This is a genomic window from Streptomyces sp. NPDC057302 (assembly GCF_042667685.1).
In the GTDB taxonomy this organism is placed as follows: Bacteria; Actinomycetota; Actinomycetes; order Streptomycetales; family Streptomycetaceae; genus Streptomyces.
The window spans coordinates 1-24,318 of the sequence record NZ_JBHUZJ010000109.1 but is presented as its reverse complement, the minus strand read 5'-3'; the positions used below and the strand labels follow the sequence as shown (position 1 = coordinate 24,318).

The window sequence follows — 24,318 nt, the reverse complement described above, 5'->3', positions numbered from 1 at the left end:
GGGTGGAGAAGGACTGAGTCCTTCTCCACCCTGACGCCTGAAGTCGTACAGGGCGACCCCGTGACCACCCCGGGGACATCAAGGGCATAGCCGTCCGCATCTCCCGACGCGTCGCCTCATTTCCTGGATCCGTACTGCGCCGCACCCAAGTTCGCGGTATACCAAACGGCTAGGAAGAGCTCCTCATGCCTGCACCAGTCACTCGGTGGGGCCCAACAACCCTGCCATCAGCGACATTTCACGCATGAGCACCCCCCGACGCCGCACGCGCTGTATACAACCTCGTTTCACCAGAGCTCCGCCCGACAGCGCCCGGGGTGCGACGAACGCCCAACCGCCCGAACAAGGATCGATGTGCAGAGACCAGCAAAAAGACCGATCACCGTCGCACTGACCGCCACCGCGGTCATCACGATGACCGCGGGAGCCGCGACGACGCCGGCCGCCGCCGAGCATCCGGCATCCCCCTCCCCCACCTCCGCAGCTGCCGCCACCAAGCAAAGTCCCCCGCACCGCGTCCAGTTGATCACCGGGGACATCGTCGAGGTGACCGCGGGCCGCGTCAGCGCGTTCCACCCCGCGCCGGGGCGCAAGAAGATACCCGTGCGCTTGGAGAACCACGGCAAACGCTCCCTCGCCGTACCGCTGGACGCCCAGCGCCTGATAGCCCAGGGCAAGCTCGACGCGCGGCTCTTCGACGCCGCCCAGCTCGACACGGCGGCGGCCCGTACCGCACACAAGGGCGGCCTGCGTGTCATCGTCGGCTACCGGGGTGACGCGTCCACCGCACGAGCCCAGGTGCGCCAAGCCGGCCACACCAAAGTGCGCCACACCCTCAAGGCCCTCAACGCCGAGGCTCTGAGCACGTCGGCGGCAGGCCTGCCCGCGCTGTGGAAGTCACTCACGCGGCCGGACAACGATGTCACGCGTACCGCCGCCCCAGGTGTCGCCCATATCTGGCTGGACGCGACGCTGAAGGCTCAACTCGACGTCAGCGTCCCGCAGATCGGCGCCGACAAGGTCTGGAAGGCGGGCTTCGACGGCAAGGGCGTGAAGGTCGCCGTCGTCGACACCGGCGTGGACGAGACCCACCCGGACCTGGCCGGCAAGCAGGTCGCCGAGTCCAACTTCTCCACCTCCCCGGACAACAAGGACCGTCAGGGACACGGCACCCATGTCGCCTCCACCGTCGCCGGGTCAGGCGCGAAGTCGGGCGGCAAGTACAAGGGAGTGGCTCCGGGCGCGGGCATCATCGACGCCAAGGTCCTCGACGACACCGGCAGCGGGGCCGAGTCCGACATCATCAAGGGCATCGACTGGGCGGTCGCGCAGGGCGCCGACGTCGTCAACATGAGTCTGGGCGGACCGGACAGCCCTGGTGTCGAACCGCTCGAAGAGACGGTCAATCACTACAGCGAGTCCGACGGCGTCCTGTTCGCCGTCGCCGCCGGTAACGAAGGGCCGGGCGCCTCAACCGTCGGCACACCCGGCGCGGCGGACAGCGCGCTGACTGTCGGCGCCGTCGACAGTGACGACCAGATGGCCGACTTCTCCAGCCGCGGGCCGCGCGTCGGCGACGGTGCCATCAAGCCGGACGTGACCGCGCCGGGCGTCGACATCACCGCCGCGTCCGCCCCCGGGAGCGCCATCGCCCAGGAGTACGGCGAGAACCCCGAGGGGTACGTCACCATCTCCGGTACGTCCATGGCGACGCCCCATGTAGCGGGCTCCGCAGCCTTGTTGAAGCAGCAGCACCCCGACTGGAAGGCCGCCCAGCTCAAGGGCGTACTCACCGGCTCCACCAAGGACACCGGCTTCGCGGCCTTCGACCAGGGCTCCGGCCGGATCCAGGCCGATCGCGCCATCGAGTCGACCGTGTACGCGGAGCAGACCTCGCTGAACTTCGGTACCGCTGCCTGGCCGCACGACGACGACAAGCCGCTGACCCGCACCCTGACCTACCGGAACTCGGGCCCGGCCGATGTCACCCTGGACCTGGCGGCGAGCGGCACCGGGCCGGAGGGCAAGGCCGCCCCGGAGGGCATGTTCAAGGTCAGTCCGGCGCAGGTCACCGTCCCGGCCGGCAGAACGGCCGAGGTCACCGTGAGCGCCGACACCAAGGTCGATGCGCCCGACGGGCAGTACTCCGGTGCCGTCCTCGCCACCGGCACCGGCGGCACGGACCCGAGCGCCGTCCGCAGCGCGTTCACGGTCAAGCGTGAAGTCCCCTCGTATGCGGTCGAGTTGGACCATCTGGGCCGTGACGGCAAGCAGGCCGCGTACTTCCAGACGTACGTGACGGGCCTGACCGGCGAGGCCGCGGGCACCGAGTTCACGCTCGACGAGAAGAGTGACTCCACCACCGTGCGGCTGCCGGTGGGTGAGTACAACGTGCAGGGCGTGGTCCTGGCCGACCGTGCCGACCCGGCCAAGGGCCTGGACTGGATCGCCCAGCCGAAGCTGGTGGTGAACGAGGACCAGAAGGTCACGCTGGACGCCCGTACCGCAGAGCCGGTCGACATCACCGTGCCCGACCGCAAGGCCCAGGCGCAGCAGGCGTACATGATCTACGAGGTCAAGAAGGGGTACACGAACTACCGGTTCGGCTGGCAGCTCGACACGTACGAGAACGTCCGCGTCGCCCACCTCGGCCCCGAGATCAGCGACGGCTCGCTGCAGCAGCTGTGGGACGCCGACTTCACCAAGGGCGAGGACACGCAGTACTCGCTGGTGTACGGAGGGCCTCTCAGCCGTCTGGCGACCGGTTACGAGCGGCACGCGGGCCGCCGCGAGCTGGCCACCGTGAAGGCCGGTCTGGGCGAGGCCGCGCCGGGCAAGGACGCCTACCTCGCGACGATCGGCGGACTGAAGGGCTCCCTGCTCGGATACGCGGCGGGCCGGATGCCGTTGGCCGCTCCGAGCACTCAACGTCTCTACGTCTCCACGGCCGACGGCGCGCAGTGGAGCACCTTCATGGAACAACTCGGCGACGAGCTGCCCAACGGCTGGCGGTTGACCGACGCCAGCTATCACCTGAGCAACGCCACCTACCGGCCAAGGCGTACCTATGTCGAGAACTTCAACGCAGGTGTCATCGGACCGGTCCTCGACGAGCGGCACTCCCTCATCCGCTCGCAGAACACGCTCTACGCGTTCTTGAGCATGTTCTCGGACGGTGCGGACCACGAGGGCTCCGTGGAGGTGGAGACCGTACGCACGACCCTCCACCGCGACGGCGTGAAGCTGTCCGACAGCGACGACAAGCTCGCCTTCGCCTCGTTCCCGGTGCCGGCCGAGGACGGCGCGTACACACTGAGCACCTCACAGACGCGCGACCCGAAGATCGCGCGCGTGGCCACGCGCATCGACGCCTCTTGGACCTTTTCTTCCAAGGACGGCGACAAGGATCTACCCGCCTCCACGGTCCGCTTCCGCCCGGACGTGGACCTTCAGTCGCAGGCCAAGGCAGGGAAGAAGCTGTCGATGCCGGTGGAGGTCCAGGGCGCCGCGGCGGGGAAGAAGTACAAGTCCCTCACGGTGGAGGCCTCTTATGACAGCGGAGACACCTGGCAGAAGCTGCGTCTGAAGCACGACAGGGCGTCCCTGCGCGCACCCGCCAAGGGCAAGGGGGTCGCGCTGCGCGCCGAGATCGTCGACCAGCAGGGCAACATCTCCAAGCTGGCCGTGTACGACGCGTTCCTCGGACGCTGACACAGGCGGACCGGACCCCGCCCGGCGCGGCGGGGTCCGGTCCGCTTCGGTCCTTACGATGGACGGCTGTCCCGCCGCGCAGTAGACCCCTTGGGGAGGCACATACCGACAACCGAGGGGGACCACATGCCGTCGATCACGGTTCCGCAGTTCCGGGACTTCGTCTTCGCCTGGATGCGTGAGAACGGCGCCCGGGCCCAGCGCGTTCAGCTCCTCGACTGGGGCTGGGAGTGGTGGCTGCAGGCCGAGCTCGCGGGCAATCTGCGGGCGTACGACTCGACTCTGGACGTACGGCGGGAACAGTTCGTCTTCGACGGCAAGCAGCGCAGTGACCTGCTGCTCAACGGCTCCAGCACCGTGCCGGGCGAGCGGATCATCGTCGAGCTGAAGACCCTGCGCGCCACCGAGTACGTCAAGCCCGCCTTCCTCAAGGAAATCGCGGTGGACGTGGACAAACTCCAGAACCACCTGAAGACGACGCACATGGGCGCCCAACTGCTCTCCATGGCTTTCTACTTCGACGCCAACGCCCCCATTCCCCCGGGCTTCCAACGCAGGGAGGACCTCCACAGGGACCTGGCGGTCTGCTGGCGGGAGATGGTGGTCCTCGACTGACGGACGTCTGAACGGAGGCTCGCCCGCTCAGGTCCGGCTGCCGTTGGACCGGCCGAAGAGTTCGACCTCGGCAATGGCCACCTGCTTGCTGGCGGAGGCGGCGTGGGCCGACTCGATGGTGAAGCGGACCCGGGTGACCTCGCCGACCCGGAAGGAGCGGCGCTGGCCGCCCGGGCCCGGGTCCAAGGTGAGGTCGCGGGTAGCGGTGGAGCCGTCCTTCTTGGTGACCGTGGCCTTGACGCGGTGCGGCAGGGCCGACTTGCCTAGCTGGTCGGCGCGGGTCGACACACCCGGCGTGATGATGACGTCGAGCAGCCGGGTCGGCTGGGTGAAGCGCACTTCGATCCACTCCCCCTGGCCCGACTCCGCGACCCCCGGGCCCCACCAGGTGTTGTTGAGCTTGTCGAAGGCCAGCTTCGCCCCATGGCCCGCGTACGCGTTCGAGGCGCGGATCGCGTCCGGCTCGACCGGAGCGCGCTTGGCGAAGTGGTCGCGCGTGGCCTGGATGCCGTCGGAGAGGTTCACCGCGGCGAAGATGAGCAGCGTCAGGACGACGGCCCAGGTGATCCAGGAGCCGATGTGGTCGAGCACGCGGCGCAGCCGGGGGCGTTCGCCCGCCCAGGGGGTCTGGTTGCGGCCGGGGCCCATGAGGCGGCGCCACCACGGCAGCGGACCGGTCGTCTGGTCGCCGCTCTCGGCGAGCGGCATCGCGCAGCGGGCGCAGAAGTGCCGGTCGGGGCGGTTCGGGGTGGCGCACCAATGGCACGGCGGGCCGTTGCCTGCCTGGGGCTGCTGTCCGGGCACGCGCACGTGCGGACGCTCGGCGTCGGGCCGCCCGGGCAGGACCGGATTCACGGACGGGGGCGGCGGTGCGGCCTGCGGGTCCGCGACGGGCACCAGGAGGGAACGGACGGTGTCCGGGCCGGGGGTGTACGCGGGCACCTGCCCGCCTGGCGCCGTGTCGGTCAAGTCCGGGTTGTGGGCGTGAGGTTCGGGTGAGGGGGCGCCTGGAGTGGGGTGCCTCTCCTCGGTGGCCGCGGGCTCTGGAGCGGCGGGCCGAAGGGGCAGGCCGGAGCCGCTGGCCCGCAGGTCGGTGGCCGGAGCCGGCACCGGCCCGGTGACGGGGGCGGCGCCCGCCGGGTCGGCCTCGGGGGGCGCCGGTCGGGACGAGCGGGCGAAGCCGTCCCAGCCCGGCCCGGAGCCGGCGTGGGCACCCGGATCCGCGGCCGACGCCGACCCGGTGCGCGCCCCGGCCGGATCCCAGCTGAGGACGGCACCGCAGGCGTCGCAGAACGACTGACCGGGTTCCACGCGGGCGTCGCACTCGGTGCAGTTCTGCCTGGTCATGACTCCAGAGTCCTTTCGGCGACCGTGACGGTGACGGTGTAGGGCATGTGGGCGGGGCGGGTGGCGGCCACGAGCGCGTCCAGGCGGTGGGTGTCCGCCGGTGTCGGATCGGGCAGCCGCAGCGCCACGTGCAGTTGGGGGCGGGGGCTGCCGGGGATCGGGCCGCGAGGGCGCGCGCTCCACGCCGCTCCGCCGCTCTCGGTGATCTCCGGTGCGGTGCCGAACGCGAGACGCACCGCCTCCGACAGGCCCTGTCGCGTGCCCCGCACCCGGTGCAGCGCGGCAGCGGCGGCGACGGCGGCGCGCAGCCGTGCATCGGACTCGATGCCGTCCGTCTCCGCGCCCACCCAGATGCTGAGCCACTGGGCGAAGTCGATCGGGGCGAGCGCGGGGTCGAAGTAGCTGTCCAGGCAGTCGAGGACGTTGAGGATCGGCGCCATGACCTCGTCGAGGCCCGCGACGAAGTGCTGGGCCAGGTCGTCGTCGGCGAAGACGGCCGGGAGCATCATGCCGAGGGGCGCGGAGGAGCCGAGGCCGTCGACGGAGCCCCTCATGAGCGGCCGCCGGAATGCCGGTGCGGATGGCGCCGAGTCGTCCTCACGAGGCGTCCCCGATCACCCGTACGCGGTGGTCGAAGGAGAACACCAGGGCGGACGGTTCCAGGTCGATGCGGTCGGTGCGGTCGCCGCGTTTGCCGGTCAGGGGGTCGGCAGGGTGCAGGACGACTTCGTCGACCAGCTCCACGCCGGGCACCCGCTGGAGGACCGCGAAGATCTCGCCCGTCTGGACGGGACGGCCGAACGGCCAGCCCCTGCCGTCCGCGCCACCGGTGAGCGGGTCGAGGTGGCGGTAGACAGCGTCGTGTGCGGCGCGCCGGACGCGGTCGGTCTCCACCCCGCGGAACGCGTGCACCGTGGCCACCACCGTGATGCCCTGGTAGTACGGCGGTCCCACGGCGAGCCGGGTGCCGATGAGGCGACGCTCGTCGAGGTGGCGGGTGATGCGGTCCAACAGGGCGTCGCCGGGCACGAGTTGCTCGAACCGCAGCCGCCCACCGGGGTCGGGCACGGCCTGCGGCACGACCAGGAGGCGCACCGCGTGCGCCCCGTGCTCGTCGGGCTTGCCCTCCAGACACGTGATGCGGGCGGTCTCCGGAGCGGCCCGGCGGGCGAGTTCCTCGTAGTCGCGCAGGGTCACGGCCCGCTCCTGGGCGCGCAGCGTGATGGGGGCGCGGACCTTTGCCTCCTGGACCGTCTCGCCGTCGACGCCGCTGTGCGCGGCCTCGCGGTTGACGACCGAGGTGATGTACGGGATGGAGCTGCGCAGCACGCTCAGGGCGCCGCGGGCGACGTTGCCGGCCCGGCCGCCGCCGGTGCGGTAGCGGCGGGCGCGGATGACGGCGCCCTTGGGGGCGGCCCTGCCGTACTGGCGCAGGGAGCCGTCGGCCTCGCGGACGGCGGGGCCGAAGGCGATGTCGCCGGTGGCCGCGTCCAGGGTGATGTGCCGGTCGTCGGGGCGGGACTCGGCGAAGTTGCGCACCACCTGCCAGTCCTCCCAGCCGTTGTGCTCGGCGCTCTGGAGCAGTACCGGCGGGTCGTCGCCGACGACGGGCGCGTGGGCGAGCCGCAGCCGCTGGCCGGGCAGTCCGGTGGCCTCGCCGAGCGCCTCGTCGTACACCGTGTCCGCGTGCACGACGCGGGTGGTGCCGCCGATGGTGCAGGCGTCGCCGGAGCGCACGGTCGGCGAGGTGGTGTAGAAGGGCTGGTCGGGCAGCGGTTCGGTGACGCGGCAGCGCAGCCAGCCCGCCTCGTGGCCGCCGTTGCGGGACAGGACATGGCCGCCGGGCAGGTGCAGGACCACGTCGCCGGGCCGGTTGAGGCCGCCGGTGCCGTCCCGGTGTACCTCGCACGGCTGCCAGCCGTCCGCCGTCCACGCCTCCCAGACCAGCGGGGGCTGGCGGGGGTCGACGCCCACGCCGTCGACGCGGCTGTCGAGTTCGAGGGCGATCGCGCAGTGCGGGACGGCGGCGGTCAGGCCGAACAGCAGGCAGTCGCCGGGGGCCGGGGCCTCGGTGAAGCACAGTACGTCGCTGCCTTCGGCGAGGTCGGCGGTGCGGTCGGTGACGGGCTCCCCGCGGCGCTGCACCATCAGGTGCCGCAGCATGCTCGGGACGATGCGCAGGGCGTGCTCGGTGGCGAAGACGACGGCGTCCTCGGTCTCGGTGCGCAGCGTGGTCACCTCGGTGCCGACGGGCACGGCCACCGGCTCGTCACGCGGCGCGGACAGCCAGAAGGTCACGTCGGTACGCGCGGCGGACGGCGGGAACAGCGTGATGCCGACCAGGTCGAGGAAGGCCAGGTGGTTCTTCTCCGGGACGCGGTTGAGGCGGTAGACGATCTGGTCCGCCATGTGCGCGACCGTCTCGACGAGGGTGACGCCGGGGTCGGAGACGTTGTGGTCGGTCCACTCCGGGGCGCGCTGCTGTATGTAGCGCTTGGCGTCGTCGACGAACTGCTGGAAGCGGCGGTCGTCGAGGTTCGGGCTCTGCAGGGGCATCAGCGGTCGCTTTCGGGGAAGGCACCGGGGCCGTCGGACGTCTCCGCGGCCCCCGGTTCCTCGTGGGAGGGAATGACGTAGAAGGGGAAGACGAGGCTGCGCGGGTTGTTGGTGCCGCGGATCGCGTACCGCACGTCGATGTAGAGCACGTTCTGGTCCTCGCCCGCGGTGACCTCGACCTCGTGCACCTCGATGCGTGGCTCCCAGCGGTCCAGGCTCAGATGGACCTCGTGCTGGATGCGTCCCGCGGTCTGTTCGTTGACCGGCGCGAACACCAGGTCGTGGATGGCGCAGCCGAACTCCGGGCGCATCGGCCGCTCCCCGGGGGAGGTCGCGAGGACGAGCCGGATGGCCTCCTCGACCTCGCGCTCCCCCCTGACCAGGGCGATGCCCCCGGTGGGGCCGATGCGCAGCGGGAACGCCCAGCCGGAGCCGACGAACTGTTCGGCCATCAGGGAATCACCGGTCCTTTCTCGGGATGCGGGGTGGTGTGGGTCTCATGAGTGGTCGGGGTCATCAGAAGGGCAGCGGCTTCCTGTTGACCAGGACCACACCGTTCAGGCCGATGTTGGTCGAGTTGAGGGCCATCGTGGCGCCGGAGGTGAGCGCCATCGCCCCGACGGTGTTCACCGTGACCCCGCCCGTCGCGATGAGGGAGGCCATGCCGGCCGCCCGCACGTTGAAGAACGACGTGTTGACGCTGAATCCGCCGCCGCCCGCGTTCACGTTGACGGCGCTCCCGGCCCGGAGGCTGAGCATCCCGCCGCTCTGGATGGACACGTTGCGTCCGGCGCGCAGCGTGAGGTCCGTCCCCGCCCGGACGGACACGGAACGGCTGCCCTTGATGGTGACCGAACCCCTGCTGTCCACGGTGATCTCGGTCTTGGCACGGTCCAGGTGGACGGTCAGCTTGTCGTCGCCCGTGGAGAGCCGCACGCCCCGGTTGCTGCCCACGCGCTGGCTGAGCAGGTCGACGCGGTTGCCGGTGCGGTCGGAGATGGTGTGACGGCTGGCCTGGTTACGTGCCCCGGAGTACAGCGGGGCCTTGTTCCGGGTCGGCTTGTCCTTGCCGTTGTAGAGCCCGCCGATCACGAAGGGGTGATCGAGCGCGCCCCGGTCGAAACCGACGAGGACCTCGTCGCCCACGTCCAGCGGGAAGATGCCACCGCCGCGTTTCCCGCCGAGCTGCACACAGCGCGTCCAGTCGCTGACGTAGGTGTCGTCCAGCCACGGGAACTTCAGCTTCACGCGGGCCTGTTCGTCCTTGGTGTCGACGTCAGTGACGACGGCGTTGGCCACACCGGGCAGCCGCGGCTCGCTCTCCCCGCCGCCCGAGGTGAGCCCGTACAGGGACCGCCACTGGCGCCCGCTGACAGTCACCCAGGACTCGTAGCGCTGGCCGTTGCCGAACACGTGCCGCACGGAGGTCGTCGTGTACTTGCCCTGGAAGGGCCAGCCGACGTCGGCGAGCGCCACGGGCACGCCGGGGCGCAGCTTGGGGTTGCCGTGGACGATGACCTCGAGCTCGGAGAAGGAGGAGGACACGTCGTCGAAGAGGGCGTCGGCGGCGTGCTTGACCTCGGGCCGCTTGTCGTAGGGCATCGAGGTCTGCACGAGCTTGGTCTTCTTGAAGGCCCCCGCGGCCTTCTTGGGCGATGAACCGATGGAGAAGACGGGGTTGTTGGCGCGGCGGGACGTCTCCACGATCTCGCGCGCGTTGGCGACGTCGTAGCCACGCACCTCCACCTCGGCCACCTGGTCGGCGGCGGTCACGGAGGTCCGCAGACGCAGGATGTCCGTGCCGGACTTCAGGACGAGGGGGTTCTTCTCGCTGCGCGCGCTCTTCGGGGAGGGCGCACCCGAGGAGGGCTTGGGCGAGAGGAAGTTGAACTTGCCCTTGGCGTCCAGGGACATCACCATCTTGTTCTCGTCCGCGAGGCGGCCGATGAAGTCCCAGTCGGTGACGTTGGCCTGGCTGATGAACTCATAGCTCGCGCCGGACGACTCGATCCTCCCGACGGGCACACCCGCGAGGCCGGCCAGCTTCCGGACGATCGAGGACGCCGTCTCGTTCGTGTACGCGACCACGCGGCGCCGGCGCAGGAAGCGGTGCCCGAGGTCGTAGCCACGGATGACGGTGAAGGATCCGGTGCCGTCGTAGTCGGCCTCCAGGGCGGTGACCTCACCGGTGAGCAGCGGTTCGCCGGAGCCCTGCCCGTCGGCCACCGGGGTCAGCACCACCTCGGTGCCGAACTTCACGTTGAGCTCTTTGAGGAGCAGGCGGTACGGGTCGCGGAAGGTGAGACGGAACGCGGCCGGCACCCCGGCGCCCTGGTCGACCCAGCCGTCGACGAGCATCCGGGCGTACTCGTCGGGGAGTTTCGCCCCGCCGAGCTTCACCTTCATGATGCTGGAGAAGGCGGTGTTGGCCATCAGCGACCCACCTCCTGCGATGCGGGCAGCACCAGTTCGGTGCCGGAGGTGAGGGTGGACGGGTCGTCGATCCCGTTGGCCTCGGCGATGGCCCGCCACACGGTGGCGTCGCCGTACTCACGCCAGGCGAGCGACTGCAACGAGTCACCGGCGACGACCCGGTGCACGCGCTGCGCGGTGAGCGCGCCTGAGGTCGGGTTCTGCCCCGAGGGATCGCTGGGGATCTCGTGCAACCGCAGCTGGCAGGTGGCCCGGATGGGCACGCCCGAGGTGCCGAAGAGGGTGTACGAGGCGTCGACGGAGCTGACGTACGCGGTGAAGCGGGCCGTGGTGAACGCCCCCCACTGGAAGATCACCCACGGCGGCGACGGCTGGTCGGCCTTCTTGCTCTTGGCGGTCACCCCGCAGCAGTCGAGGAGCGCCTGAACCTTCTTCAGGACCTGGTTGCTCGTCGGCCTGTCGGAGGAGTCGAGGAAGATCTCCACGTTCATCTCGCGCTGCTCCGAACCCATGAACTCCGGCATCGCGCCGTCCCGGTTGCTCGCGGTCGGGGTCACCGTCCAGTTGGCGCGGCGGCCGATGGTCAGCTGCGCCGGGTTGAAGTCGAAGGCGAACGTCCTGATGAGCCCGCCCGGCGTGGTGCTGATGCCGACGGGCGGCTCATGGATGGCGAGGCTGGCGCGCACGAGGCTCTTGCCTGCGCCTTTGCTCTTGGGCATGTGGGTGTCTCCTGCTCCTTGCTCCGGACTCCCGGGTCCCTCTCACGGACCGCGGTGCCCCTGCTCTGTCCGGTCCCTCAGTCCGTGAACCCGTGGTGGGCGATCTCCAGGACCTCCGTGGCGACCGCCGGGCTGCCGGGGTCGAGCCGGGGCCCCTGCCAGCTGACGGGAAGCACGTCGATCAGCCCCCACCGCGCCACTTCCGACCCGTCCGCACGCAGCGCCGCGATCTCGGCGGTGGGCCGTTTGATGCCCGTCTGCACGGAGGAGATCCACTTGGCGACCTTCGTGGTGTCCGGGGTGAGGGGGCGGGTGAGCCGGATGGTGGAGAAGGTGACGCGGGAGGGCAGTTGCCAGACGAACCCGTTGTTCCCGCCCTCCTGGCGCTGCTCGATCTCCACCTGCGTCGAAAGCCCCTCGCACCCGTTGAAGTAACCGAGGCTCTGGCCGTCGATGGAGAGGCTGAACCAGATCGTGGAACCCGGGTCCTGGCGGGGCATCGAGGGTGGGCCTTTCTGTCGTTGCTGCTCTTGCTGCTCTGGCTGCTTCTTCTGCTGCGGGGCGTGGGGTGCGTGCGTTCAGCGGCGGTCGTCGCGGAGCCTGCCGATGCGTTCGCGGTCCATACGGAGTTCGGTGCGGACGAGGCGTGTGATGCGGCCGATCATGCGGTGCACGAGCTCGTCGATCTGGAAGTCCGTGAGGTCCTTCGGGTCGAACGTCCCCTTGGGCACCCGGGTGTACCCGGGCGGCGGCGAGCTCCCGGTGGCGGATGAGGTCGCCGAAGCCGTGTTCCTGTCGGGCGGGAACGGCAGCGGGTCGTCCTCGGCTCCCTCCTGCTCCTGCTGGCCCTGACTGCGGGGCCGGATACGTCCCAGGGTGTTCGCGACGGTGGCCGCGGCGGAGGCGGCGAGCGTCTCGGTCGCCGAACGCGTCGCGGCACGGGTCGCAGAACGGAAACCTCGCTGGACGACTGGGCCTCCGCCGGTGCTTGGACCGGTGGTGCCGCCTGCGCGGGCGATGGGCAGGGGCTGATGGGGAGTTGCCCGGGACTGTGTAGAGGGGGCGATGAGGCGGGCTACGGGGAGGGGGGACTGGGGGGCCGTAGTCCGTTGGACGGCACGGGCTGCCACCGGAGTGGTGGACTTGGCAGGGGGTGTGACCGCCGTTGGTCCGGTGGGTCGTTGGCTCGGCAGCGCCGCCGTGGCGTTCGGCCGGGGGGATGCGGGTTGCGGTGCCTTCGTCGGAGTACTCGTGTGCGGTACGGCGGCCTCGCGGGACGGGACGGCCGGTGCGGTGGGCGGGGTGGTGCGTTGGACCGGCGGGAGCGTGGTGGTGTTGGAGTGAGGGGTACGGGGGCGTTGTGTCGGGGCAGGCTCGGCGGGCAGTGCTGCGTTCCGTGCCGGGGCAGGGGCAGGCGCGGACACAGGCACAGGTGGCGGATTGGGTGTGGTGATGGCGCGCTGCACGGGGGGTACGGCGGGGGTGGTGGCGTGAGGCGCTCCGGGGGCCTGATTCGAAGGGGCGGCAGGCGAGTTCCGTACGGCCCGTTGCACGGGCGGCGGCTCTGTTGAACTGGTGGGCCTTGAGGTCCCCGCGGTCGGCTGCGAGGGGCCGGCAGGTGAGCCGGGTACAGGCCGTCTGGCCGGCTGCGGCGCCGTCGAGCTGGTGGGAAGTGCTGCGTCGGGGGTTGGCTTCGTGGTGCCAGTGCGCGGTACGGAACCCGGGTTCGGGGCGTATCCGGTAGACGGGGTGGTGGGCTGCAACGGCGGGGCTGGGGGTGTCGCGGGCTCTTGTGCGGGAGTAGGCGCGGTGGGCGAGTTGGGTGTGACAGCTCGCTGGAGGGGCGGCACCGTCGAGTCGGTGGGTCCGGGCGTGTTCGAGGTCTGCCTCGGGATGTCGGTGCGCGGCGCGGGCCTTGACGTCGGGACGGACTCGTCGGGTGCGTTGAGCTCGCCGGATGCGGCGATCCGATGCGTCGGCGTAGAGGCGTGGGGGCGTGCCGCGCCGGTCGGTGTGGAGGGCGCGTGGGAGGAAACGGCGCGCTGAACCGGTGACGGAGCCGTGCGGTCACCACTGCGGGACTGGGCAGGCCCCCGCTCCAGAGAATTCGTGAGCGGTACGGCACCCGGAGGCGGGGCGGTGAGCGGCGCGCCGAGCGGGGTGCGGCCACGCGGGGCGGGCCCGGTCACGGGAGCCGTGGAGCGCTGGACCTCGCGGGCGGGCAGCGTGGAGGCCTGGTTCGCAGGCGGCCCGGCGGGAGTTGTGGGTACGTCGGAGGCAGCGGTCGGGCCCGAGTGTGCCGACGCGGGGGGCGTGGGCGAAGGTGGTGCGGACGTCCGTGCCTCGGGCAGGGCGTCGGAGGTGACCGGAGCGCCGAGACCCGGGCGGAGGACCTTGCGTGTTGCGCCGCGCTGGACCGTCGAGGGCTGGCGGCTCACGGATAGTCCATGCGCGGCCGAACTCGACGGCTGGCTTGTGAGGTTAGGTGCTTCCGCACGGGTGGTCTCCATCGTGGCAGCCGAGTTGCTTGCCTCAGCACGCGAACCTCGCTTCTCGGTACGGGAATTGCTTCCTGCCGTACGAGAGTCAGGCGCCGCCACAAGCGGGGCGGACGGAGAGGGACGTGAGGAGGCGGACGGCGCAGGGCTTTGCTGACTCTGCGTCGCCCGCTGCACCACTGACCCCGCAGGGGACGGCCGGTTCCGGTCAGTCCCCTCTGCGGCGGCTGGTGCAGCGGCACTCGCCGAGGCCGCAAGCGACGGCACGGCAGCCGAAGGCGCGGACACAGTATTCGACTCAGGCGCGGACACAGCACTCGGCTCAGGCGCGGACGAAGTATCCGTGAACGGCCCTGAGGGGGAAGGCACTTCGCCTCCCCCTCGTTCCTCTCCCCCACCGCCCGGCGCAACCCTCGACCCATTACCGACAGCACCCTGCACCGGCGCAGCCCCCTGCCGGGCCACGGGCAGGACACGGCGCTGCACTGCCGTAGGCGCGGCCTGCGCCCTGGTCAGGGCCGGAGGCCGCGTGGCGACCAGCGGCGCGGCGGCCGCCGGGGTGGGCGTCACATGTACCCCACGGGCGGGAGTGGGAGAGAGCGACGGCGGTGCAGCGCTCGGTGCACGGGACGGCATGACTACCGACGCCCCATTCCCCTCCTGCACGGCACGCGAGCGCTGCACGGCTTGCGGCACAGTCCCCTCTCGGCCGGAACCCGGCACCTCAGAACTCCCAGGCCGCTGCGCCCCGGTCACCCGGGGCGCTCCAGAACTCCGGACACCGCCAGGCGCGCCCGCGCCCGCGCCCGCGCTCCGGACCCCGGGCGCCGCAGCACGCTGCACCGGCAAGGGCGCCGCCACCGGCACCGGCCTCCGCGCCGACGCCGGCCCCGTAACGCCAGCTCCCGCGGAAGACAGAGCAGATTCCGCGGGCCCCGGCCGCCCTGCGCGACCCAAAGACGGGGAAGTGGTGCGCCCGGCGGTCGACACCACCGGCCCCGCGCCCCCCACCGATCGACGGGATGCGGATGCGGCTACGGATGCGGCAGACCCCTTCGCCCCTCCGCCCACACCTGACCTCCCCGACGCCCCTGGCCCTGCCCCGGATGCCTCCGGAGCGGGGGCAGGCCTCGCCTCGGCCCGCTGCACCTCCCGTAGCGGCGCCACCCGCATGGGCCGCGCCGACGGAGACGGCGACGACGGCGTCCAGGGCGCCGCACCCCCGGCCCTCTCGAGCCCCGTGACCGGCCGCGCCGTGCTGCTCAATGCCGCGGTAGGCGAAGAGGAGACGGAGGAGAGCAGGCTGCTCGACGACGCCTCGTCCAGGACGCCGGTGCGGGACGACGCCGCCGTGAACGACGGGTTCTGCCACGTGGGCAGCCGCCTGCCGAACGCGGAGTCCGCGACACCGGACCCGCCGTCGCGCACGGCCCGCTGGATCGGCGGCAGCCCGGCCCACGCGCCCGAGACGGCTACGGCATCGTCGCCACCCCCGACGCCACGGTCATCACCCACGGCATCAGCACCGGCAGCACCATCGCGCGCACCGACACCCGCCCCCGCACCCGCATCCATTCCCCCGCCCCGCAACCGGTCGAAGAATCCCACCCCTCAGCCCTCCGCACCGGCGAGCGTCACGAAGGACGCGATCTGGTCCGCGTAGCGGCGGCGGTCGTGGTGTTCCAGGTCCAGGATCGTCTCCAGGTTCCAGTGGAAGTGGTAGGCGACGTACGCGATCTCCTCGTGCAGTCGGTCGGTCGCGTACGTCACGATTCCCCCAGGCGGCTCCCGCCGAGTTCCACCTCGAACGGCTCGGAGCAGTGCGGGCACTGCACGGCGGCGCGGGTGTGCCCCTCGGCGTTGATCTGGCGGTAGAAGTCCTGGAGGAACGCCAGGTCGGAGGCGAACATGCTCTCCACCGTCCCGTCGTGCACCGAAGGCAGCGAACCCAGGCGCGTGATGACCCGGCCCAGGAGAACCACCGACAGGTACGCCGGGTTCTCCTGGACGCGGACGTCACGCAGCGGGATCAGTTCGTCCCGTGCCGTCGACAGACGCATCACGCCGTCGCGGTGCACGGTGCCCGCCTCGTCCACGTATCCGCGTGGCAGCTGGAAGGGGAACTCCGTGCGCAGGACCTGCGGTGTGTTGTCGGTCGGAGCGGCGGCGGGGGACGGAGCGGGGGACTCCGCTCCCGCCGCCGCGGTCTGAGTGGCCGGGGGCGCCGCGATCACGGTGCCGCCGTCCGGCGTGCCGACAGCCTTACGACGCATTACTCGATGACCAGTTCTTCGAAGACGATGGTCACGGTCTCGGTGAGCACGGCGGCCTCGCCGGCCTTCAGGCTGCTGGCGTCGATCTTGTTGCACCAGGCGTTGCGCAGGTTGTACCGCTTCACCGGGTTGTCCTGGTAATCCATCATGATGATGGAGGCGTTCTTGCGGGCCGTGCTCATCTGGCCGTTGATCGAGTCGTTGATCCACTGCGTGAACGCGGACGACTGGGTCATGCCGCGCACCACGGTGCACTGCCCGTTCTTCTTCACGCCCGGCAGGATGTTGATGTCGATCTTTCCCTGCGCGGTGTTCTGCTGGCTGACGATGATGTCCTGTTCGAGGGTCAGGCCGCTGACCTCCTGGAGGTACTCGACCATCACGCCGTCGATCTGCAGACCGAAGTTGTGTGAGGTGAGGGAGTCACCCTGCATGAGACTCATGGAATCGCTGTCCTTCTAGGGCTTCGTGGCGATGGCGTACGAGGGTGGGGTCGGACGGCGGCCTACTCGTCCAACTCCCCGCCTCCGCTGGAGAACTGAGCCAGGCGGAAGATCACGAACTCAGCGGGCTTGACCGGGGCGACGCCGATCTCGCACACGACCCGGCCCAGGTCGACGGACTCCGGCGGGTTGGTCTCCTCGTCGCACTTGACGTAGTACGCCTCCTCGGGCCGCTGGCCGAAGAGCGCGCCGTTGCGCCACTCGGTGACCAGGAACGCCGAGATGTTGCGCCGGATGCGGGCCCACAGCGCGTGGTCGTTCGGCTCGAACACCACCCACTGGGTGCCGATCAGGATCGACTCCTCCAGGTAGTTGAAGTACCGGCGGATGTTCAGGTAGCGCCACTCGGGGTCGGAGGCCAGGGTGCGCGCGCCCCAGACGCGGATCCCGCGGCCGGGGAAGGCACGGATGCAGTTGACGCCGATGGGGTTGAGCAGGTCCTGCTCGCCGCGGGTGATCTGGAGCTCCAGGTCGACGGCGCCGCGTACGACCTCGTTGGCGGGGGCCTTGTGCACACCGCGCTCGGAGTCGTTGCGGGCCCAGATGCCGGCGATGTGTCCGCTGGGCGGCATCATGCGGGACTTGCCCGATGCCGGGTCGAAGGTCTTGAGCCAGGGGTAGTACAGGGCCGCGTACTTGGAGTCGTAGCCGGCCGTCTCCTGGCGCCACACCCGGATCTGACGGGCATTCAGGCTCGGAGGCGGGTCGATGACCGCGACCCGGTCCCCCATCAGCTCGCAGTGGGCGATGAGCCCGAGCTGCACGGCCTTGACGGATTCCAGGTCGATCGAGCCCTGCTGGTAGGCGGCCATGAGGTCGGGGACGGCCACCATGGAGATCTCGTCGATGGCCTCCAGGCCGCCGAAGCCGGTGCGGTCGGCCGAGTCACCGAGGTACTGGGCCGGGCCGGGGTGTGCGGACGTGTCCTGTTCCACGGGCGCCGGGACGGGGGCGGCGGCGGGAGGCGCGGGCAGGGCGACGGTCTGGTTCTCCGGCCGTGTGAGCTGCGCCCCGGACGCGTTCTCCGTCACGGTGATGAGCTTGGAGCGCTCCTTGACCTGGGTGACGACGTAGGTCCGGTTGCCCTTCTTTGCACTGACGTCGAAGGTCTCGACCGGCTTGTCGCCGCTCTTGACGACCAGCTTGAAGCGCTCCGCGGGGCCTTCGCCCTCGGGGTCGGCGACCTCCACGCTCAGCGGGCCGTTCGCGCCCTGCGCCGTGGCCGCCACGGAGAACGCGCCGAGCTGCTTCGCCTCGGCGGCGGGCAGCGCGGCGGCAGGTGCCGCGCCGTTCACCGCGGCGGGGGACTCGCCGTCACCGCGCGAGCCGTCGGTGGAGCCGCCCACCCGGACCACGTACGCGGCGGACCCGCCGTTGTTGAAGAAGCCGTAGACGGAGTGCGCCAGGTAGTAGCCGCCGGTGAAGTCACCGAAGGCGGCGACGTACTGAGTCCAGTTGGTCACCAGCGTGGGCTCGTTCAGCGGTCCTGACGGCGCGAGTCCGACGAAGGCCGCCACGGAGGTGCCCACCCCCTCGATCGGGCGCGAACCGCCGGCCACCTCCTCGACATAGACGCCGGGCGACAAGTAGGACGGCATGCTCTGCTCTCCTCGGGCTACGAAACGGGACTTCCTCAGCCTGGCCGGTGCAAAGCCCCGCCGGAATGTCCTCCGGTGCCGGTTGCCGGGCAACGCCGTTGCCCGCAAAGGCAGTTCTCGGGCGGTCGGCTCCGGGTCCCTGCCTGACCCCGCCCGATTCGTTGCCCGTATGGCTGCCCCTGCGGCCCTGTCCGGGAGACAGGCGGCCCGGTAGGGGTGGTGGCGAGCTAGGAATCGCCGACCACGGCACGGACGCAGCGGCGAAATCATGAGGTGAGCCGGGGAGGTGGGACGGGCCGGCGAGCACAGGCCGCTGCCCCTCCAGGCAACCAGGTGTGCCCCGCGGACTCCTGACGGGCCGGGCAGGCTCTCCTAGCGTCGAGGCGTGAGCCTTTGGACTTCTCTAGAACCCGCCTCCGCGACCGTCGACCCCGGCAGCAGCACCACGGTGCGGCTCAAGGTGCGCAACACCGGTGACATCGTCGACGAGTACCGCTTCGAGCCAGTCGGTGATCTCTCGCCCTGGACCACGGTGGAGCCGCCGTCGCTGCGGCTCTACCCGGGGACGACCGGCACGGTGGAGCTGACGTTCGCGCCGCCGCGTACGCCCGACGCGACCGCAGGACCCAATCCGTACGCGGTGCGGATCACGCCGACCGAACACCCGGACGCCGCGACCGTCCCCGAGGGGAACCTCACCATCACCCCCTTCACCGAAGTGCGCGCCGAGCTGGTGCCGCCGACGGTGAAGGGGCGGTTTCGGGGGCGGCCGCGGCTGGCGGTGGACAACCTCGGCAACACCAAGGTCACCGCCTCGCTCAGCGGCAGCGACACCGGGGACCGGCTCTCGTACGACCTGCACCCGAGCAACATCCAGATCGACCCGGGCCGGGCGGCGTTCGTGAAGACGACGCTGCGGCCCCGGCAGATCACCTGGTTCGGGTCCAAGCAGGAGCAGCCCTACACGCTGGCTGTACGACGCTCGGGCACCGAGCCGATGGACGTGGACGGAACCTTCGTACAGCGCGGGATCCTGCCCGGCTGGCTGGCCACCACCTTCGGTCTGCTGCTCGCGGTGGCGATCGCGTTCGTGGTGATCTGGCTGACGTACAAACCGCAGGTCAAGAGCGTGGCCAGGGAGAAGCCGGTGGAGGCCGGGAAGATCGCGCCGCCCAGTTCGCCCCCGCCGATCAGCAGCGCGCCGCCCGAGCCCGAGAAGAAGCCGGAGGACGACGGGGAGAAGAAGCCCGGCGGCGGTGGCTCGGGCGGCGGCGGAGGTGGCGGAGGCGGGGGCGAGAAGCCCCCGAAGCCCAAGAAGGAGACCGCCGCCGACGCGGTGCGCAAGGTCGCCGAGCGCAGCGAGGGCCGTCACATCTGCTACCGGGCCTTCGTGGCGGGCGACGGCTGGCAGGACCCCGTGTGTGACGGGGCCGAGGCCGGGACGGTCGGCAAGGGCACGCCCATCAAGGCCCTGAACATCGCGGTGGTCAACACCGGGGGCGTGCACGGCACCGGCGCCTGGGTGGGCGAAGGATGGCGTACGGAGATCCCGTGGTCGGAGGTGGGCGACGGGAAGAACATGTACTTCGGCAGTTCGAAGAGCGCCGACCCCGCCCTGGAGGGGTACACCTTCAAGGTCCTCGACGGCTCCGTGTGCAGCGACGCCCGGGTGAAGGACGAGCAGTGGATGGGCGAGGTGTGCACCGACCCCGGCGGGTGGAAGTACCACGGGAGCCCGATCGAGCAGTACAAGCAGTTGGAGGCGGTCCGCTTCACCGTGTGACGCCTCCCCCTGCCACGGGTCGGGCTTTCACCGGCCGCCGGTCACCAGTTGGCTTCGCCCGGGACCAGCCGGCCCGCCTTGCGGTACTCGCGGCGGGCGCCCTCCAGGAGGTCGCCCGCCGCGACCGGCTCGTCCCGGCCGGCCGCGAGGTAGGCGGCGGTGACCACCGCACTGCGGATGGAGCCGCCGGCCAGCTCGAAGTCCCGGGCGAGCAGGTCGAGTTCGATGCCTTCGGCATGGGGGACGTGCGCCAGGCCGTGCCGCCACAGCGCGATGCGCTGGCCCGCGTCCGGGAAGGGGAAGTCGACCACCAGGTCCAGACGGCGGGTGAACGCGTCGTCGATGTTGGCGCGCAGGTTGGTGGTCAGCACCGCGATGCCGTCGAAGGACTCCAGGCGCTGCAGCAGGTAGGCGCTCTCCATGTTGGCGTACCGGTCGTGGGAGTCCTTGACCTCGGAGCGCTTGCCGAAGACGGCGTCGGCCTCGTCGAAGAGGAGCACGGCGTCCGTGCGGTCGGCCTCCGTGAAGATCCGTTCGAGGTTCTTCTCGGTCTCGCCGACGTACTTGTCCACGATCGAGGAGAGCTGGACCACGTAGAGGTCCACCCCCAGATCGGCGGCGACCACCTCTGCGGACAGTGTCTTGCCGGTGCCGGACTCTCCCGCGAACAGGCCGAGGACCCCTCGTCCGCGCCCGCCGCCCGCGCTGAGCCGCCAGTCGCCGAGTACGCGGTCGCGGTGGCGGGCGCGCAGGGCGAGTTCCTGGAGCTGGGTGAGCGGGGCGCCGGGCAGGACCAGGTCCTGCCAGGTCACCGCGGGCCGGATCCGGCGGGCGTGCTGTTCGAGACCGGAGGCCGATTGCTGCCGGGCGGCGAGCCGGACGTGGGCGGCGGTGAGCGGCGTCCCGTCGAAGGCGGCGAGCGCAACGGCGGCCTGGGCGGCGCGCCCGATGTGCTCACCGCCGAGGTGATACGGGGCCACGGTGGCGGCCAGGTCGAAGCCGTCGGCGGCCGCACCCAGCGCGGTCTGCCAGGTCGCCGTGCCCCCCGCCGGGAGCCGGGGCGCCTGGAGCACCAGCGGATCGTGCGCGGACGACCACTGCGGGTCGTAGGGGCGGGGGTCGGCGAGGAGCACGGTCACGTCCGTGGCGGAGGCCAACTGGGCCACCATCGGGCCGGGTTGGCCGGGCAGGCCGGACACGACGACGACGCGGCCGCTGAGGCGCGCCTCGCGCAGCAGCTCGGGTACGTGCTCCGCGGGGCCGGAGAAGCGCAGGGCGTGCAGGCCCGCCGTGTGCAGGGCGGAGGCGAGGGCGGCCAGGGCGTCGCCCTCGCGGTGTTCCTGCAGATAGGCGGTGCAGGGTCCCGCACCGAGCCGGGCGGCGAGTCGGCGGACGAAGTCCTCGTCACGCGCGGCGCCGGGCAGCGGGGCCGGCATCGGACGCAGCATGCCCAGGAGCTCGGCATCGGGGGTGGCGTCACCCAGCAGATGGGCGGTGAGCCGGTCGGGCACGCGCAAGGAGCGGGTGAGCAGCGGCCGTTCGGTGTCCTCGACCTTCAGCAGCCCCAGGGCACGCAGCGGCGCCGAGAGGTGGAAGCGGGCGCGGGCGTCCGGCAGGTGCGCGGGGATCCCGCACAGCTCCAGGGCGAGCCCCACGGTGGCGCGGCGACGGCTCACGTCGTCGTTGAGATAGCCGTACAGCGGCTCGAAGGTGCGGTCGAGGTCGGGGGCGAGGGCGATGAGCAGGACGGCCGCGTCCAGCTCGGTCAGGCCCAGCCGGGCGGCAATCCGGGCCAGCCGGTCGTCGGGGTCACCGGCGTCCTGCGGCCAGACCGATGCCTCTGTCTCCGGCGCCGCCCGAGGCGGGGCGTGGAGCAGATGACGTACGGCTTCCTCGGACAGGTACAGACCGCGCAGCGGGTCGCTCGCAGTGGGGTCGCCGGCGGTCCGGGCCTCGACCAGGGCGGCCACCGTCTGACGCAGTCCGGCCAGCCGTTCGAGGAGCAAGTGGTCAGGCCCGGTGGCGCCGGCCTCCCGGGGGCGGGTGGCAGCGGCGTCGAGGTCTTCCAGGGACGTGGTGCTCATGACTGCTCCGTGTGACGGGTCGCCGCCTGCTCGTGGGCGGTGCGGGCGGCTGCCACCTGGCGGGGCCGGTGGGAGCGGTCCGCCGACCGGGGCGGGCCTCCGTCGGCGGCACGCAGGCGGACCGTCGCGCCCTCGGTGACCGGCGGTCCCGCGTCGTAGTCGGGGTACGCCGGGAACGGCACGGTCACCGCGACGTCCAGGGAGGGCTTGAGTTCGCCGCCGAGCGCGGACCAGATGTCGGCGAGGGACCGGGCCTCCGACTGGCTGCCGGAGACCGTCACCGGAATCGAGAGGCCCAGGCGCCCGAGCGCGTCGGGGAGTTCCTGCGCGGACAGCAGCTCGTGCGGCAGCAGGGTCGCCAACACGGCGGACAGCAGCCGGTGTTCGTCCTGCGGCGTCTTCGTCCAGGCCGTCACCAGGTAGGCGAGCCGGAACCAGCGCGGGGGACGGCGGCGGCGCACGACGATGTCACGTTCGTCGCGCAGCCCGGAGTGGCCGCGCTGCCGCAGGGACGCGTCCTCCCGGATGTCGTACAAGTACGCGTTGACCACGGGTGCGTTGCGCCGGGCCGCCCAGTCACGGGTAGGCACGTCGAAGGACACGTCGATACCGGCTCCGGCCAGCGCCCCGCCGCCGATGAGGCCCTTGAGTACCTCGTCCACCTCATGGATCACCCTTGCGCTCCCACCAGCCGTTCGCTTCCGCACCGGCCGATGACGGCCCTGTCACCGATCGTGCTGCCCGCCCCGGCCGGATTGCAGGTACGTCAGGGATGACGTCGGGGCAGCGCTTGTTGCCCTTAGGGGTCACCCCGGGGGAAGCCTGTTCGATCAGATGTACGTAGCCGTGGCCGTAGCCCGCACACAGTTGCCGTGGCCCGCGCACAAGGGGCTAGCACCGCGTCGGTGGGATATCGGCCGTCCGGCGGGGCTGTCGGTGCGCGGTAGGTGATGTGTCGGTGGCCGCTGGAACGGTGGGTCCCGGGTTGCCCGCATGCCGCGGGAGCCGTCTTGACCACCAAGGGAGCACCCGCCACCGTGTCGTCCGCATCCTCCGTCCCCTCCTGGAATGTCCACCGGCTGCCGCGTGCCGACGGCAGCGTCTTCCTGGTCACCGGCGGCAACGCCGGCATCGGGTACTTCGTCGCCGAGCAGCTGTCGGCCACCGGAGCGACCGTCGTGCTCGGCAGCCGGAATCCCGCGAAGGCCGAGGTCGCCATGGCCTCGATCCGTGCACGTGTCGCCGGTGCGCGGGTGCGGGCCGTCCGGCTGGACCTCGCCGACCTCTCGTCGCTGCCGTCTGTGGCGGAGTCACTGGGGGTGGAACGCCTCGACGCGGTGGTCCACAACGCCGGCGTCGCGCTCGACGACCCGCCGCGCGAGGAGACACGGGACGGTCACGAGCTCATGTTCGGCACGAACCACCTCGGGCACTTCGCGTTGACCTGGTGGCTGATGCCGCTCCTGTCGGCTGCGCCGGAGGCGCGCGTCGTGACCGTGGGCAGCTTCGCGGCGAAGTCGGAGCGGCTCGACCTGGACGACCTGCAGTCCGTGCAGGGCTATGAGGCCAAGCGTTCCTACGGACGTTCCAAGCTGGCGCAGATGTACTTCGGTGTGGAGCTCGACCGCCGCCTGCGCGCTGTCGGCGGCACGGTGGCGAGCGTCGTGGTCCATCCCGGCGGCGCGCTGGACTCCCTCACCCCGTCACGGCCGCCGGTCCATGTGCGGAGCGCGGGCGCACGGCTGGGCGCGGCACCTGCGGCTCTCCTCGTCCAGGGCAAGCATGCGGGGGCGTGGCCCGCGGTCCGAGCGGTGCTCGACCCGGCTGTGTGTGGAGGCCAGCTGTGGGGGCCGCGCGTCTTCGGTCTGCGGGGCGAGCCCCGCTGTGAACCGGTATGGGACCACCTGACCGACGCCTCCGTGGCGGCACGGTTGTGGGACGCAAGCTGTGACCTGACCGGCGTCGACCCCGCCGCCGTCCCCGGATAGCCCCAGGACTACCGGATAGCCCCAGGACGATCAGACCGCTTCCCCGGCACCGTCCTGGCCGTCCTGGTGGCGGGACACGCCGACCACTGCCGGGTCTGAGCCCGGTCTGGGGGCGGGGTGGCTCTTGTCAGACTGCTCGGCCCGTTAGGCTTCGGGGAGTCCATGGCGTCAAATAGCGGGCGCCGAACCCTGGAGGCAATACTTCATGCT

General features: G+C 71.3%; 18 protein-coding genes. 4 read left to right on the top strand and 14 right to left on the bottom strand.

Features of this window, described 5'->3' with window-relative positions; genetic code table 11:
• Nucleotides 1–354 precede the first annotated feature (354 nt).
• The gene (locus ACFUPX_RS40720) at nt 355–3,711 is read left to right on the top strand and encodes a S8 family serine peptidase (RefSeq protein ID WP_383334165.1); all 3,357 of its coding nucleotides are present in this window, start codon (nt 355–357) and stop codon (nt 3,709–3,711) included.
• 126 nt (nt 3,712–3,837) lie between these two features.
• Nucleotides 3,838–4,326 (top strand): hypothetical protein, encoded by a 489-nt coding sequence (locus tag ACFUPX_RS40715; RefSeq protein WP_383334164.1) that lies wholly within the window; start codon nt 3,838–3,840, stop codon nt 4,324–4,326.
• 27 nt (nt 4,327–4,353) lie between these two features.
• Here ACFUPX_RS40715 and ACFUPX_RS40710 read toward each other — a convergent pair whose 3' ends face one another.
• From ACFUPX_RS40710 to ACFUPX_RS40655, 12 genes are all read right to left on the bottom strand, one after another.
• Nucleotides 4,354–5,673, bottom strand: coding sequence for an NADase-type glycan-binding domain-containing protein (locus tag ACFUPX_RS40710; protein WP_383334163.1), 1,320 nt, complete (start codon nt 5,671–5,673; stop codon nt 4,354–4,356).
• On the bottom strand, nt 5,670–6,227 hold the full coding sequence (locus tag ACFUPX_RS40705) for a phage tail protein (protein WP_383334162.1): 558 nt from the start codon (nt 6,225–6,227) through the stop codon (nt 5,670–5,672). The genes ACFUPX_RS40710 and ACFUPX_RS40705 overlap by 4 nt, the downstream gene beginning before the upstream one ends.
• A 43-nt stretch (nt 6,228–6,270) precedes the next feature.
• Nucleotides 6,271–8,229 carry a putative baseplate assembly protein gene (locus ACFUPX_RS40700; RefSeq protein ID WP_383334161.1) on the bottom strand — a complete coding sequence of 653 codons (1,959 nt, stop codon included), beginning with the start codon at nt 8,227–8,229 and terminating at the stop codon, nt 6,271–6,273.
• Nucleotides 8,229–8,681 (bottom strand): GPW/gp25 family protein, encoded by a 453-nt coding sequence (locus ACFUPX_RS40695; protein WP_383334160.1) that lies wholly within the window; start codon nt 8,679–8,681, stop codon nt 8,229–8,231. Before ACFUPX_RS40695 ends, ACFUPX_RS40700 begins: the two co-directional genes overlap by 1 nt.
• A gap of 64 nt (nt 8,682–8,745) precedes the next feature.
• On the bottom strand, nt 8,746–10,662 hold the full coding sequence (locus ACFUPX_RS40690) for a VgrG-related protein (RefSeq protein ID WP_383334159.1): 1,917 nt from the start codon (nt 10,660–10,662) through the stop codon (nt 8,746–8,748).
• A complete protein-coding gene (locus ACFUPX_RS40685; RefSeq protein ID WP_383334157.1) occupies nt 10,662–11,381 on the bottom strand; it encodes a LysM peptidoglycan-binding domain-containing protein in 720 nt (239 codons plus the stop codon). Before ACFUPX_RS40685 ends, ACFUPX_RS40690 begins: the two co-directional genes overlap by 1 nt.
• A 77-nt stretch (nt 11,382–11,458) precedes the next feature.
• Nucleotides 11,459–11,881: a phage tail protein gene (locus ACFUPX_RS40680; RefSeq protein WP_383334155.1), complete on the bottom strand. Its 423-nt coding sequence runs from the start codon at nt 11,879–11,881 to the stop codon at nt 11,459–11,461.
• Nucleotides 11,882–11,959: 78 nt separating this feature from the next.
• Nucleotides 11,960–12,112, bottom strand: a complete 153-nt coding sequence (locus ACFUPX_RS40675; RefSeq protein ID WP_383334153.1) for a hypothetical protein — start codon at nt 12,110–12,112, stop codon at nt 11,960–11,962.
• Nucleotides 12,113–15,490: 3,378 nt separating this feature from the next.
• Nucleotides 15,491–15,649, bottom strand: a complete 159-nt coding sequence (locus tag ACFUPX_RS40670; RefSeq protein WP_361195977.1) for a DUF6760 family protein — start codon at nt 15,647–15,649, stop codon at nt 15,491–15,493.
• Complete coding sequence (locus ACFUPX_RS40665; protein ID WP_383334152.1) at nt 15,646–16,152, bottom strand: hypothetical protein; 507 nt, start codon at nt 16,150–16,152, stop codon at nt 15,646–15,648. Before ACFUPX_RS40665 ends, ACFUPX_RS40670 begins: the two co-directional genes overlap by 4 nt.
• A complete protein-coding gene (locus ACFUPX_RS40660; protein ID WP_383279946.1) occupies nt 16,152–16,595 on the bottom strand; it encodes a phage tail protein in 444 nt (147 codons plus the stop codon). The genes ACFUPX_RS40665 and ACFUPX_RS40660 overlap by 1 nt, the downstream gene beginning before the upstream one ends.
• Nucleotides 16,596–16,657: 62 nt before the next feature.
• Nucleotides 16,658–18,253 (bottom strand): phage tail sheath subtilisin-like domain-containing protein, encoded by a 1,596-nt coding sequence (locus ACFUPX_RS40655; RefSeq protein WP_383334150.1) that lies wholly within the window; start codon nt 18,251–18,253, stop codon nt 16,658–16,660.
• Between the two features lie 385 nt (nt 18,254–18,638).
• Between ACFUPX_RS40655 and ACFUPX_RS40650 the strand changes: the two genes are divergently transcribed.
• Nucleotides 18,639–20,036 (top strand): hydrolase, encoded by a 1,398-nt coding sequence (locus ACFUPX_RS40650; protein WP_383334148.1) that lies wholly within the window; start codon nt 18,639–18,641, stop codon nt 20,034–20,036.
• A gap of 41 nt (nt 20,037–20,077) precedes the next feature.
• On the opposite strand, the gene ACFUPX_RS40645 is transcribed toward ACFUPX_RS40650, so the two are convergent.
• Nucleotides 20,078–22,120, bottom strand: coding sequence for an ATP-binding protein (locus ACFUPX_RS40645; RefSeq protein ID WP_383334146.1), 2,043 nt, complete (start codon nt 22,118–22,120; stop codon nt 20,078–20,080).
• Nucleotides 22,117–22,794, bottom strand: a complete 678-nt coding sequence (locus ACFUPX_RS40640) for a DUF4255 domain-containing protein (protein ID WP_383334144.1) — start codon at nt 22,792–22,794, stop codon at nt 22,117–22,119. Before ACFUPX_RS40640 ends, ACFUPX_RS40645 begins: the two co-directional genes overlap by 4 nt.
• Before the next feature lie 363 nt (nt 22,795–23,157).
• On the opposite strand from ACFUPX_RS40640, the gene ACFUPX_RS40635 reads away from it, so the two are divergent.
• On the top strand, nt 23,158–24,108 hold the full coding sequence (locus ACFUPX_RS40635) for an SDR family NAD(P)-dependent oxidoreductase (RefSeq protein WP_383334166.1): 951 nt from the start codon (nt 23,158–23,160) through the stop codon (nt 24,106–24,108).
• The last annotated feature ends 210 nt before the right edge of the window (nt 24,109–24,318 follow it).

What these genes read in the sequence shown, in the direction of transcription:
- ACFUPX_RS40715 (WP_383334164.1), top strand. Translation starts at nt 3,838, where the DNA reads ATGCCGTCGATCACGGTTCCGCAGTTCCGGGACTTCGTCTTCGCCTGG.
- ACFUPX_RS40710 (WP_383334163.1), bottom strand. Translation starts at nt 5,673, where the DNA reads ATGACCAGGCAGAACTGCACCGAGTGCGACGCCCGCGTGGAACCCGGT.
- ACFUPX_RS40705 (WP_383334162.1), bottom strand. Translation starts at nt 6,227, where the DNA reads ATGAGGGGCTCCGTCGACGGCCTCGGCTCCTCCGCGCCCCTCGGCATG.
- ACFUPX_RS40700 (WP_383334161.1), bottom strand. Translation starts at nt 8,229, where the DNA reads ATGCCCCTGCAGAGCCCGAACCTCGACGACCGCCGCTTCCAGCAGTTC.
- ACFUPX_RS40695 (WP_383334160.1), bottom strand. Translation starts at nt 8,681, where the DNA reads ATGGCCGAACAGTTCGTCGGCTCCGGCTGGGCGTTCCCGCTGCGCATC.
- ACFUPX_RS40690 (WP_383334159.1), bottom strand. Translation starts at nt 10,662, where the DNA reads ATGGCCAACACCGCCTTCTCCAGCATCATGAAGGTGAAGCTCGGCGGG.
- ACFUPX_RS40685 (WP_383334157.1), bottom strand. Translation starts at nt 11,381, where the DNA reads ATGCCCAAGAGCAAAGGCGCAGGCAAGAGCCTCGTGCGCGCCAGCCTC.
- ACFUPX_RS40680 (WP_383334155.1), bottom strand. Translation starts at nt 11,881, where the DNA reads ATGCCCCGCCAGGACCCGGGTTCCACGATCTGGTTCAGCCTCTCCATC.
- ACFUPX_RS40665 (WP_383334152.1), bottom strand. Translation starts at nt 16,152, where the DNA reads ATGCGTCGTAAGGCTGTCGGCACGCCGGACGGCGGCACCGTGATCGCG.
- ACFUPX_RS40660 (WP_383279946.1), bottom strand. Translation starts at nt 16,595, where the DNA reads ATGAGTCTCATGCAGGGTGACTCCCTCACCTCACACAACTTCGGTCTG.
- ACFUPX_RS40655 (WP_383334150.1), bottom strand. Translation starts at nt 18,253, where the DNA reads ATGCCGTCCTACTTGTCGCCCGGCGTCTATGTCGAGGAGGTGGCCGGC.
- ACFUPX_RS40645 (WP_383334146.1), bottom strand. Translation starts at nt 22,120, where the DNA reads ATGAGCACCACGTCCCTGGAAGACCTCGACGCCGCTGCCACCCGCCCC.